The organism is Alteromonas sp. AWJ4_197, from assembly GCF_056160285.1.
Window position 1 is genome coordinate 217,210 of record NZ_JBSWWW010000002.1, and the last position, 13,229, is coordinate 230,438.

The 13,229-nt window shown below is 48.9% G+C and carries 9 protein-coding genes; 2 read left to right on the top strand and 7 right to left on the bottom strand.

Going from position 1 to position 13,229, the window contains the following annotated elements; translation table 11 throughout:
- Positions 1-66 precede the first annotated feature (66 nt).
- The 7 genes from ACXAGC_RS04385 to ACXAGC_RS04415 all read right to left on the bottom strand — a co-directional run bounded on the left by ACXAGC_RS04385 (position 67) and on the right by ACXAGC_RS04415 (position 9,929).
- Positions 67-1,164: an RNA polymerase sigma factor gene (locus ACXAGC_RS04385; RefSeq protein WP_474842726.1), complete on the bottom strand. Its 1,098-nt coding sequence runs from the start codon at positions 1,162-1,164 to the stop codon at positions 67-69.
- A gap of 319 nt (positions 1,165-1,483) precedes the next feature.
- Complete coding sequence (locus ACXAGC_RS04390; RefSeq protein WP_474842728.1) at positions 1,484-1,624, bottom strand: hypothetical protein; 141 nt, start codon at positions 1,622-1,624, stop codon at positions 1,484-1,486.
- Positions 1,625-1,643: 19 nt separating this feature from the next.
- The gene (locus ACXAGC_RS04395) at positions 1,644-3,242 is read right to left on the bottom strand and encodes a peptidase dimerization domain-containing protein (RefSeq protein WP_474842730.1); all 1,599 of its coding nucleotides are present in this window, start codon (positions 3,240-3,242) and stop codon (positions 1,644-1,646) included.
- A gap of 56 nt (positions 3,243-3,298) precedes the next feature.
- Complete coding sequence (locus ACXAGC_RS04400) at positions 3,299-4,897, bottom strand: M20/M25/M40 family metallo-hydrolase (RefSeq protein WP_474842732.1); 1,599 nt, start codon at positions 4,895-4,897, stop codon at positions 3,299-3,301.
- Positions 4,898-4,927: 30 nt separating this feature from the next.
- A complete protein-coding gene (locus tag ACXAGC_RS04405; RefSeq protein ID WP_474842734.1) occupies positions 4,928-7,747 on the bottom strand; it encodes a TonB-dependent receptor plug domain-containing protein in 2,820 nt (939 codons plus the stop codon).
- Positions 7,748-8,483: 736 nt separating this feature from the next.
- On the bottom strand, positions 8,484-9,113 hold the full coding sequence (gene upp, locus ACXAGC_RS04410; RefSeq protein WP_474842737.1) for a uracil phosphoribosyltransferase: 630 nt from the start codon (positions 9,111-9,113) through the stop codon (positions 8,484-8,486).
- Between the two features lie 87 nt (positions 9,114-9,200).
- The gene (locus ACXAGC_RS04415; RefSeq protein WP_474842739.1) at positions 9,201-9,929 is read right to left on the bottom strand and encodes a class I SAM-dependent methyltransferase; all 729 of its coding nucleotides are present in this window, start codon (positions 9,927-9,929) and stop codon (positions 9,201-9,203) included.
- Between the two features lie 341 nt (positions 9,930-10,270).
- Between ACXAGC_RS04415 and ACXAGC_RS04420 the strand changes: the two genes are divergently transcribed.
- A complete protein-coding gene (locus tag ACXAGC_RS04420; protein ID WP_119502087.1) occupies positions 10,271-11,575 on the top strand; it encodes a M20/M25/M40 family metallo-hydrolase in 1,305 nt (434 codons plus the stop codon).
- 73 nt (positions 11,576-11,648) lie between these two features.
- Positions 11,649-13,190: a S10 family peptidase gene (locus ACXAGC_RS04425; protein ID WP_474842742.1), complete on the top strand. Its 1,542-nt coding sequence runs from the start codon at positions 11,649-11,651 to the stop codon at positions 13,188-13,190.
- Positions 13,191-13,229 lie beyond the last annotated feature (39 nt).

Sequence of the window (13,229 nt, forward strand, 5' to 3'; positions counted from 1 at the left end):
GGCTAGTTTAAGGCAAACAGGTACATCAAAGTCGCTGAGCTGACAGAGCTGTCTGGCTGAGGAGACTTAAATGAGTCTCCCGCTCTCATACAACCCGTAGAACATAGCAGCATTGCCCATCAGTAATCCTGCATAGAGTCCGAACCGTCCGCAAAATACCCCGACTGATCTTTGCCTTGCCTGCCCGGCAGATTGTTGATCGGCCAGAATCATATTTTGCATCTTGATGGTTTGTACAATGATGATGCCCATCATCACCTGGTACATCAGAACCGGCCCCGCCCACCCCGTTGTAAACTCATAGGCCGCTGTCCACAGGGCACCGGCAATCAGCGTCGCTGTAACGGTTCTGTTCCGCTCTTTTTTCAGAGCGGCTTTACGCTCTTCATGCTGCATATAACGCAGGGGAATACTGGCGCTCATGTATACGGTTAATGCGCCGGCGGCTGCGGCCATCATGGCACCACTGAACAGCCATTTCACAGCCCCCCAGAACCCGCCTTTAGCGACAGAACCGGTTGCTGCATGTGCCGGTGTGCTGAACCCGGCACCAAATAATACAGCGCTGCTGATTGTCAGAGCCGGCGCAGTTGAAAGGATCAGCGATCCGTACTTTTCCATCAGTTTTTCACGCAGAGATAAACGGGCACGGTAAAGCTGCTGCCGTACGGCATCATCAGAAATATTCAGCAAGCGGGCAACCTGAGCACCAGATTGCTCTTCCCGGTAATACAACAAAACCACCTCACGGGCCTCTTCCGGCAACTCATCTACCACTTTGCTTAATACTAAAGCCTGTTGATCACGGCTAAACGCCTGAACCGGTTCATCACTGTCGTTACAGAATTGTTCGAACAACTTGTCAGCTTCGTCACTGTCAACCCGTGATGAAACCTTGTTGTCCCGTAAATAGTTGAAAGCGGTATAGCGGGTAACCTGACGTACCCAGGGCAGAAAACTGGCAGGATTTTTTAATGTGTCCAATTTTTGCCAGCATTGAATATACACCTGCTGGGTGACTTCTTCACTGGCATCAAGATCTTTCACCACTGCCAGTGCAATACTGCTGATGGTATTTCGTGTCGCTTCAATCAAACGGGTAAATGCGGATGTATCACCAGTCATGGCTAAACGGACATCCTTCTCAATAATCTGTGAACTCATAATGATCCTCCCGCACCGTGTGAAACGAAACTGATTAACCTTACCGGCTTGCGGGGCGTCGTGAAAGTGTCTGCAGCCATTTTATCTTCTTGCATAATTATTCCCTGTTAACTGTCATGGTCAGGATATATCTGACATGTTCAGTACAAAGAAACCGCGGGAGGGTATTTTGTGACAAAAAAAGTAAAAAAAGGGCAACCAGATGGTTGCCCGAAACGCTCAACAGAGCACGTACACATGAAATGCCCCGCTGCGGGGGCCGTCTTACCGCTTTAACTAAAGTGGTGGACCCGGTTATCTTTCCGCTGCATCGCTTTGTTTATCCTGCCGCAATTGCCGGCGGCAGCGGAAAAGTTAAAAAAATCATCAGCAGGATCAATCCGACAAGAAACCTGACTACCCTTGCCTCTTTTTCAAAGGCAAAGCAATGAGGGCATCCGGTCCGGTTCTTGTCAGACATCACTGCATTTCCTTCTTATTTACTCGTCCCGCACCATGGGATACGACACGCCCAGCTGTTCCAGATAGGTGTCGTACTTTTCAGGATCGTAGTAGAACTTACGCATTTCACCGCGATACTGCTTCATGATGTTTTCGTTGAGATTAATTTGCGGCTCATCGCCGTCACGGAGTAAAGACTGATACTTCACGTCTTTGGTCTGCACGTTATCGAAATAGTCCTGCATCTGCGGCAACAGTGCCGGATCAGTGAATAAATCGACCATCGTCATAGCATGTGCTTTCGCGCCGGCAATAATGCCTTTATGGGCAATAGGCGTTGCCATCGATACCGCATTCGCCCAGTTGTGGCCAGGCAGATTTGGAATGTTCGACGGATACAACATAAAGATTGTCGGCACAGTCCAGGCGATATCGCCCACATCATCAGAACCACCGCCAGTTAGTTTTTCCAGCGGAGGCGGCTCAAAAATAGGCATCACTTTTTCCGGCAGGCCGGTAACCTCTGAACCAATTTCTTTTTGCAGCGCTTTCGCTAACGTCTGATCATCTTCCGACCATTCAGGCATGCCTATTTTCTTGATATTCTCATAGGCTGCCAGCGCCAGGGGTTTGTTGAAATGGCCCGGCCATGCGGTGCCCATTACCACCGAGTCCCAACTGGTGTTGGTCATCAGTGCTGCACCTTCCGCCATTTTATCACCGACTTCCCACAGCGCTTTAATATGGGGGTAGTCCATTTCACGGAAGTAATACCAGGCGGTTGCTTTGGGTGGCACAACATTCGGCTGGTCACCACCGTCCACAATCACCGAGTGCGTGCGCTGCGCAATCCGCAAGTGCTCGCGGCGGTAGTTCATGCCAACGCTCATCAGCTCAACCGCATCCAGCGCACTGCGTCCGCGCCAGGGTGAACCCGCACTGTGAGCAGATTCACCGTAAAAATTATATTTAACTGACACCAGCCCGGAAAAAAACGGATTACCGTAGAAAGTACCGAAGCCGCTGCCCACATGGGAATACAACACAGCATCCACATCATCAAAATAGCCGTCGCGAACATAGTACGCTTTGGTAGCCAGTTGCTCTTCAGCAACGCCCGGCCAGAGTACGATGGTGCCTTCAATGTTGTTTTTGATCATGTAATCTTTCATCGCCAGCGCGGCGATAATATTCACAACCTGACCGGAGTTATGACCTTCACCGTGACCGGGTGCACCTTCTACAATGGGATCGTGATAAGCCACACCGGGCTTCTGTGAAGCTTTAGGTATACCGTCAAGATCGGTGCCCAGCGCTATCACCGGTTTACCTGAACCCCATTTGGCATACCAGGCAGTAGGAATACCGGAAATGCCCTGCTCTACGTCAAAACCCTGCTCTGTCAGAAATTTAGTCAGATACGCCGAAGTTTCCGTTTCCTGAAAACCCAGCTCGCCAAAGCTGAAAATCATATCGTTCATGACCTGCGCCAGCTTGGCCTGTTTATCAACAGCACTCACCAGTTCTGTTTTCGCAGCATCCCGCTGCGCTTCTGTCAGCGTGGTGGCAGAGGCGGTCATCATCATGCCTGCAGATATCAGTGCCGCTGTCAGCGCATTACGGTAAAAACGTTTCATAAACACTCCTGAATAAATCTGGCAGGCGGCAATACCGCCTGCATTCGTTATGACAGTTACTCGCGTACAGTGGGATAAGAAATACCCAGCTGTTCAAGGTACGTGTCGTACTTTTCAGGGTCGTAATAAAACTCAGACATATCGCCTTTAAACTCCGCCATAATACCTTTGTTCAGGTGCACGGCCGGTTGATCCTGTTCGCGCAACAACGGCGTGTAAGAGGCATCTTTGGTCTGCACGTTCTCGTAGTAATCACGGGCAGCATCCATCAGCGATTCATCGGTAAGCAGGTCAAATAGGGTCAGCGCCTGAGCTTTCGCGCCTGCAACTACCCCTTTATGAGCAATTGGCGTTGCCATCGCTACAGCGTTAGACCAGTTGTGACCAGGCAAGTTAGGAATGTTTGCCGGGTAGCGCAGTGTGATGGTGGGCACTTGCCAGGAGATATCACCGATATCATCTGAGCCGCCTCCCATGTTTTTCTTGAGATCAGGTGGATCAGTGAGCTCATTAATTTCGGTATTCAGTCCTTCCGGCTCCACACCAATCTCTTTTTGCAACGCTTTGGCCAGCGCAATATCATCAGCCGACCACTCTGGCATACCTACCAGTTTGATATTCTCATAAGCGTCTTCAGCAATGGCTTTATTCATGTGCTGCGGCCAGGCAGAACCCAGAACAACAGAGTCCCAGGTAGTGTTTGACATCAATGACGCCCCTTCTGCCATTTTGTCACCGATTTCCCACAGGGATTTAATATGCGGATAGTCGGTTTCACGGAAGAAATACCAGCGGCTCGCTTTTGGTGGTACAACGTTTGGCTGGTCGCCGCCGTCAACCACGATAGAGTGCGTACGCTGTGACAGACGTAAGTGCTCACGGCGATAGCTCATACCCACTTCCATTAACTCCACAGCATCCAGCGCACTGCGGCCACGCCAGGGTGAACCGGCACTGTGAGCGGATTCACCGTAGAAGTTGTACTGAACAGAAATCAGGCCATTACCGCGGCCGCCTCCCCAGCTTGTGCCAAAACCGTTAGATACGTGTGAGAACAATACGGCGTCGACATCTTTAAAGTAGCCGTCACGAACATAATAGGCTTTAGTACCCAACTGCTCTTCCGCTACGCCCGGCCACACTTTAATAGTGCCCTTCAGGCCATGTTCTTCCATGAACTCTTTCACTGCCAGAATGGCAATAATATTTACCACCTGACCTGAGTTATGTCCTTCACCGTGGCCCGGTGCACCTTCGATAATGGGATCATGGTAAGCCACACCGGGTTTCTGCGACGCTTTAGGAATACCGTCAATGTCTGATCCCAGTGCAATGACCGGCTCACCTTCACCCCAGGTTGCCATCCAGGCGGTAGGGATGCCGGAAATCCCCTGTTCAACGGTAAATCCATTTTCCTTCAGCAGGTCGGTTAAATACTTCGAGGTCTGGAATTCCTGAAAGCCAAGCTCACCAAAGCTGAAAATCATATCGTTCATGATTTGCGCCTGTTTGGCTTTACCGTCAATGGCTTTAATTAACGCTTTTTTCGCATCCATGCGCTCATTCTGAGACATGCCGGTGGCAGCATCTGCTGCCAGCGACAATCCCGCCAGAGAAAGTCCGATTAGCGCACTTGTCATGCTTCTTTTAAACATTCTGTTTTCCTTTTTCATTGCGGGCATTAATTACATGTTTACACGGAAGCCAATTTTGAATTCGCGGCCAAGTACGTCATATAAAGAACGGTTTGTTGCCAGATAGCCCGGACGGTTCTCAGACCCCTGATAAGCCGGATAAGTAACAACCGCAGGATCGGTATTGAACAGATTCTTAATTTGCAGATACAGTTCAAAGTCACCGGTGTTGTCAAAGCTGAATGTTTTTGATGCGTAGGCATCGAAGAACACTTTGCTGGCTACGGTATTGTCGTTAATGGTGTAGTAAGGCGCGCTGCTTACCGGACAATCTGTTGAACACTCAATGTATGCGTTGCTTAACGTGCCTTCACTGATGCCACGGGCAGTTAAGTCAAAACGCATATCGTCCAGGTCGTAAGTGACAGAAGCACGAAACTTCCAGTCCGGCGTTGAGCCTGCGTTTGAGCCAGCTTGGTCAATGGCGGTAGTACCGTCATCGGTGATGGCTTCAAGATAATTGGTGGCCAGGAAGCGCAGTTTTACGTCACCGGGAATACCACTGTACAGATCGCCCAGAGCAAAACGGTAAGTCACATCGTAGTCCACACCTTTCGCAGACATGGAGTTCAGGTTGTCGTACAGCAGGTTAATGGTTTGCAGCGTACCTGACTCATCATAAATCATGTTGTCACAGTACTTCTGAACACTGTACTCTACACAGTATTCAGCGGTAGTATCTGCTGTGACATAACCGATAACACCGTCAACTTCCACTTCGTAGTAATCAATGGTTGCAGAGAAACCTTCCAGGAAACTTGGGCGTAACACCACACCTAAGCCAAATGAATCCGCTTCTTCCGGAGACACATTAGGGTTACCCTGAAGGTTCTGTACCATAGGCACAGACGCGCCGTTGATGGTGACCGAGTTAGAACGTGCCGTACCTGCGGCATAAAGCTCAGACAAATTTGGTGCACGAATATCTTTAGACTTGGTGATGCGGAAAGTCGCATCGTCAATTGGCGACCATGTGAAACCGGTTTTCCAGGTGGTCACACCGCCGGAGGTACTGTAATCGGTATAACGTACAGCGCCGTTAAAATCTAAATCTTCAATAACCGGCACCAGGGCTTCCAGGTAGGCTTCTTTTACATTGTAAGAACCTTCGGTCACTTTATAGTTACCGTACTTCCAGCCTGATGAATATTCCTCATCGACCGAGCCATCCATTTCTTCTTTACGGTACTCAACACCGAAAGCCAGAGAAATGGGGCCCGCCCAACCGTCGATATCGGATGTACTGAAATTAATTGCCGCAACGTCCTGGATAAACTCCTGTTTACGACGCGGCTGGCCCAGTACATAAGCCAGTGCTTCTTCGCTTGCAACGCCAACACCCATCCGGTTCAGCGGTACACAGCCATTTGTAGGATCAGTCAGCGTAGAACGACACACAATATTACCGGTATCCGGGTCAACCACAGCATCTGTCGCCAGAGATAAACGGGAGGTATTGTAGGTCGGTGTCATATGTTCGTCGGTATTAGTTTTACCGTGCTGGTAATACACATCCCACAGGAAGTACTTGTCAGACAGTGCAAATTCACCTTTTGCCCCGCCAACAATACGGGTGGTATCACGTTTGTTATTCGAACCTGATGCCGGCATATCCACGTTACTGGTATTCAAAGAGAAACTATCCAGTCCCAGGGTAGCCATTTGGGTAGCCACAGACTCAGGCAGATACGCATTGTCCGCGTAAATGGTCACACCTTTCGTGGTGGGATTAATGTAGTAACTTAAGCCTTCATACTCGGCGTAAGAACCTTGCAGGAACACTTCGGTTTCACCGAACATCCAGCTTAACCGTCCAAACAGGTTTTTCCTGTCGAGGTCTGCTGCCAGAGAGTTTGTGCCGAGCATACCCGACGTGGTGTATTCCCAGTCGCCGCCCTGCATCCATTGTCCGGATGTTGCGCCGGTTGCCAGTTGACCTACCGCACCGTCAACACCGAAGTAGGTGCCGGCCAGCGGGCCTGACGCAATTAAACCGCCCGGGGTGTAGTTAGAAATACCGATGCCGCTGCCGGTATAGAAATACGGCGCGCCTTCAGACGTGTCCGGATTGATCATCGCCACGTTGCCCTGCTCGGCATAGTCGCGGGTGGTATAGTGAATTCCGTTAGCACGGAAGACCTCACCACTGAGTAACAGGTGGCCATCGCCGTTGCCCAGTTCAGAACCGTAAGTCAGTACGATTTTGCTGTTTTCACGGTCGCCGTAAGTCGTTTCGCCGTATTCCACCTGCGATTTAAAACCGGTGTACTCTTTATCAAGAATGAAGTTCACCACCCCGGAGATGGCATCAGAGCCGTAAACAGAAGAGGCACCGCCGGTAACGATTTCAACGCGCTTGATCAGCGATTGAGGGAATGTGTTCGTATCAACCTGACCGGTTGAGGCTGATACCACAGAACGCTGACCATCAAATAATACCAGTGTACGGCCTGTTCCCAGTGCCCGCAGGTTTAATGCGGCAATACCGGAAGCACCGTTACTCAGTGAACCGGAACTGGTTGAGGCTGTGGAACTGCCTGATACCGACGGCATGGTGTTGACAAAGTCAGCCACACTGTTTGGTGCGAAGGTATTAATATCTTCTTCAGACATTGATGCAACCGGTGTAGGGGTATCGTAACCGTCACGGGAAACCCGTGAACCGGTCACCTGAATGGACTCAACTTTTTGTTCTTCTGCTGCCGGTACAGACGTTTCGCTTTCCTGTGCGAAGGCCTGGGATGACAAACTGCTCGCAATCGCTACCGCCAGATAGAGTTTTCGGGTGGGGAATGGGGTGTTCACCTTCATATGTGTATCTCCTGTTTAAGCTGTGCTTGCTTTCAACTGCTGATTATTTGAGGTGCGTCCGACTACAGAACTGGCGCGGTTTATTTTTCAGCTTTACTCAGTAAATGTGCTTGTTGCAGGAGAGGTATTGCACATGCCGTACCTAAAACATTGATTTAAGTAATTTTTATCAGAGAATAATTATTCGCATGGAATTTTTAACAAGGGAATAAAGATTTATATTCGTAAATTCAGCGCGTTACGAACATAAGAAAGACTTATTTACAAACGATCAACATATAAGATTTATAAATATTGTCACTTATGCAGAAATTAAAAATGTTTATGCACATAAAAATAAATAAAAAATTCTTATGTGCAAATTAGCTTACTTTATACTAAAGAATAATTCGCACTCATTTGATGCACCGTTAATGAAATTGCACAGGAGTCAAAGATATACTGATACAGTGTAACATCTGGCCGATATTAGGATGCATATCTCAATAAACATTAAATATAGGGATAAAATTAACAACCTTGGCGTTAATGCTGCGTTGAAATACAGAATTAAAAGGAGGAAATACTGACACCTTTGATCGTATAACCCGTCAAATTGTGTCAGTAACGTGGTACTGGAAGGTAAATAAAGCATCCGCACTGTGCATAGTTATTCAAATAAATGACTCTTTTGCACCATTTTGGAATTCGTAGAAAAAAGAGAAATCAGCTCCGGCAAGTCCTTTTCAGCAATTTGTTATCGCGTGCCGAAAATTTTATCGCCGGCATCCCCCAACCCGGGCAGGATGTAACCCTTCTCATTCAGCCGCTCATCTATGGATGCCGTATAAATATCAACATCCGGGTGCACTTTCTGTACAGCTTCAATCCCTTCTGGAGCAGCAACCAGAAATAACCCCATGATGTGCTCACACCCTTTCTGTTTCAGCAAATCGATAGTCGCGATGAGCGTGCCCCCGGTGGCCAGCATGGGGTCGACAATCAGCGCGGTCCTGGCATCAATATCTTTTACGACTTTGTCGAAATAAGGTACCGGCTCGAGGGTTTCCTCGTCCCGGTATAACCCCACCACGCTGATACGGGCATTCGGGATTAACTGTAATACCCCGTCCAGCATACCCAGACCAGCGCGCAGAATAGGGACAATAGTGATTTTCTTTCCTTTGATCTGTTCAACATTGAGTTTCTCACCGGTCCACCCTTCAATTTGTGCTGTTTCTGTGGGCAAGTCACGTGTGGCCTCGTAAGTCAGCAGATTGCCTACTTCACTGGCTAATTCACGAAAATCTTTACTCGAGACCGACGCTTCTCTCATCAGACCGATTTTATGCTGGATTAACGGGTGCTTGATTTCATGAACAGCCATGACGTGCTCCTGAGTAAGATTATGATGGATAAAAGGCATCATGCGTGTCCCTTGAGAACACGCATAACAGTTAGCCGGATAATGGCACTAACTGACTGGTTTTTGAATGATAAAAATAATGTCGTTGTAATGCCAGGCCAGCTTATTGCCTGACAGTTTACTGATCATTTGTGCCACTACACGAACAATCTTATCTTTTTTGGCCCGCTTTCGCAGGTAATTATTCTTCCCCATTTCTTTGCATAGCGTGAGCTGGTGCTTTGCGCAAAAAGCCTTGATACCGGAGCGGGACAACTGAGGATCGTAAACAATAGGATAAGGGATGTGACCGGGCTTACCGGCATGCTTTTTACCTTTTATATATCTGTAATAGGCAACATGGAGCCAGTGCGGCGTATGGCGGGCAAGAAAACCGTAAACCGTGTCACGGTCCGGCACTTTAATCACGACAACGCCTCCCGGTTTCAGCCACAAGGCGAAGTTCTCCAGTACTTTATCGATATTCTCGATATGTTCGAGCACGTAAGAAGTATAAATAACGTCGAAATGTGCTGCAGGTAAAGACAAGGCGCGCAAATCGCCGGTGATGATATTCTGCAAATCGCCGTGAATTTGCTGCCTCAGAGCCAGTGCAGCCTCATCAATATCAACGCCGGTGATATGACGGGGGATCCCTTCCAGCTTAAGAGGCCATTTTTGCCCGCAGCCGGCTTCCAGTATTTTAAGCTCACCGGTATTGCCTGCGACTTCACGAATATGCGCCTCAATAACAGCGGTTTCTTCCCTGGTGTTCTTTACGAGCTTAATGCTATCCATTGCGATCCTGAGGGGGTAGATGATTTCATCCAAAACTGAGTGAACCTGGCCGGGTAAACGGTCACCTGAATGTTTACCTGTTTACACTGCTACGGAGTTCCAGATTACACAGTTCAATAAAAATTTAAATACACGCTACCCTGCTATCTGCGACTTTCAGCGAAATATCACTTTACCCATTAGCTGCAATGGACAATTAGCTTCACCGGAGACTTTCGCAAGTTAGTCGTTAAAGCTTTGCATTTCTGTTCCTCTGTTGGGTAGCTTAGGCAGATTACACTGTGGCGCACAACCAGGTCGCCACAGCGCATCTGCACACACAACAAGAAAAGAAGGGAACTATGAAAAAGGGCTTTAAGAAACACGCTATTTTGCTCGGTCTGTCTTTATTTGCAACCCAGTCCATGGCAGCACTTTCAGATAAAGAGCAGCAACTCGCTGACTACATCGATAAAACTAATCCCGCAGCCCTGAAGTTGCTTGAAGATATCGTCAATATTAACAGCGGCACGATGAATTTTGCCGGTGTGAAAAAAGTGGCAGATGTTCTTATTCCTGAATTCAAAGCACTGGGTTTTGATGCCCGTTTTGAAGACGGTTCGGCATTTGGCCGTGCCGGACATCTGGTTGCAGAACTAAATGGCGGGACGGGCCCCAAAATGCTGCTTATCGGACATCTGGATACGGTATTCGAACCGGACAGCCCGTTTCAGACTTTCGAAAAAATCAGCGACACACAGGCACGGGGCCCCGGCATTGCTGATATGAAAGGCGGTGATGTGGTTATTTTGCAAGCCTTGCGGGCCTTACATGATGCCGGTGAGCTGAAAAACATGAATATTCTGGTGGTCATGACCGGTGATGAAGAACTGAGTGGCCGCCCGCTGGAATTGTCGAAAAAGGCCCTGACCGACGGTGCAAAATGGGCTGATATTGCAATCGGGTTTGAAAATGGTGACGGTAACCCCGCCACAGCAAACATTTCACGCCGTGGCTCTATCGACTGGACACTCACTGTTACCGGCGTTCCCTCTCATTCCTCTCAAATCTTTAAAGATAACGTGGGTGCCGGTTCTATTTATGAAGCTTCGCGAATTTTAAACACCTTCTATACGGATCTGCGCAGCGAAGAACTGCTGACGTATAATCCCGGCCGTATCATGGGCGGAACAGCCGTCACCCACGACCGCAAAGCAAACAGCGGCACCACCTTTGGCAAGAACAACGTAGTGGCTGAAACCACCATTGTCACCGGGGATATCCGTGCTATTTCGGAAGACCAGGTTAACCGTGTGAAAGATAAAATGCGGGAAATCGTCGCGGCATCCCTGCCAAAAACCCAAAGTACCATTGAATTCGGTGAGGGATATCCCGCTCTGGCACCAACAGACGGTAACAAAGCCCTGCTGGAAATTTACAGCAATGTCAGTGAAGATTTAGGTCAGGGTAAAGTGGCACCGGTCAACCCGCTGAATGCAGGCGCCGCCGATGTATCTTTTACTTCAGCATACGTTGAAATGGCCATTGACGGACTGGGCATGAGCGGTTCTGCGGGTCATACTGTGAATGAAACCGGCAACCTTGAAGCACTGCCTTCTCAGTCCAAGCGGGCAGCCATTTTACTGTACCGCCTGAAACAGCAATAAAAGCAGAAGTCACAATAATACAAAGGGCGCGGTTACAGCGCCCGTTTAACAACAAAAAGACAGAGGAAATACTATGAAACTTCGTCGTTCCGTCTCCGCACTGGTACTCGGCGTGTCAGCAACACTGGCCATTCCCCCTGCACTGGCCGCAGAACAAACGGTTGAAACCAAACGCAGCATTCCGGTTGAATCCGCCACCGTAACCAAGCATAAAACCACCATCCGCGGCGAGAAAGTCAGTTATACGGCCACTGCCGGTATGCAACCGGTGTGGGATGAAAAGGGAAACCCCACCGCCACTTTGCAATATACTTATTATCAAAGGGATGACGTAAAAGATACAGCCACACGCCCGCTGGTGATCAGTTTTAACGGTGGTCCGGGTTCCGCTTCCGTGTGGATGCACATCGCCTATACCGGCCCGAAAGTGCTGAATATCGACGAAGAGGGCTATCCCTTACAACCTTACGGCGTGAAGACCAATCCCTACTCCATTCTGGATGTGGCGGACATCGTTTATGTGAATCCGGTGAATACGGGATACAGCCGCGTACTGCCTGACGCTGAAGGCAAAATGCCGTCAAAAGAGCAGCAAAAATCTCAATTCTTTGGCGTTAATGCCGATGTGAAATATCTGGCAGAGTGGATCAATACATTTGTTTCCCGTCAGAGCCGCTGGCGCTCACCAAAATACCTGATTGGCGAAAGCTATGGTACAACCCGGGTGTCCGGACTGGCGCTGGCGCTGCAGGAACAGCAGTGGATGTACCTGAACGGCGTGATTCTGGTCTCTCCTACAGAATTAGGCATTAACCGCGACGGACCGGTAGAAGCCGCTAACCGCCTGCCCTATTTTGCTGCCGCAGCGTGGTTTCACAAAAAACTGGCGGCTGAATACCAGAACAAAGATCTTGAAGCGTTTCTTCCGGAAGTCGAAACCTGGACGCTGAATACCCTTTTACCGGCACTGGCAAAAGGCGCATGGATCGACGAATCCGAAAAGCAGCAGGTTATTAAGCAATTTGCCGCGTATTCCGGTTTAAGCGCACAGGAAGTTGCACAAAGTAATCTGGACGTCAGCACATGGTATTTCTGGAAAGCACTGCTCCGTGATGAAGGTAAAACCATTGGCCGGCTGGACAGCCGTTACCTGGGTATTGATGAAAAAGAGCTGGGTGACGGGCCGGACTACAATGCTGAACTGACATCCTGGCTGCATTCTTTCACACCGGCGATTAACGACTATCTGCGCAACGATCTGAAGTTTGTGACTGACACCAAATACAATATGTTTGGTCCTGTGCATCCCTGGGATCGTGAGAACAATCACACCGGCAAAGATTTACGTCAGGCCATGGCAACAAATCCGTACCTGAACGTGATGATTCAGTCGGGTTATTACGACGGCGCCACCAATTACTTTGATGCCAAATACACCATGACTCAGTTAGACCCAAGCGGCAAAATGAAAGACCGTCTGCGCTTTAAAGGTTATCGCAGTGGTCATATGATGTATTTACGTTATGAAGATTTGAAAACCGCTAACGATGACATCCGGACATTTATCAGCGACAGCCTGCCGGCTAAAGACCAGGCAGCAAAATACGACCGCTGAGACAACTATGCAGCCATTCCTTAACAGGAATGGCTGTTA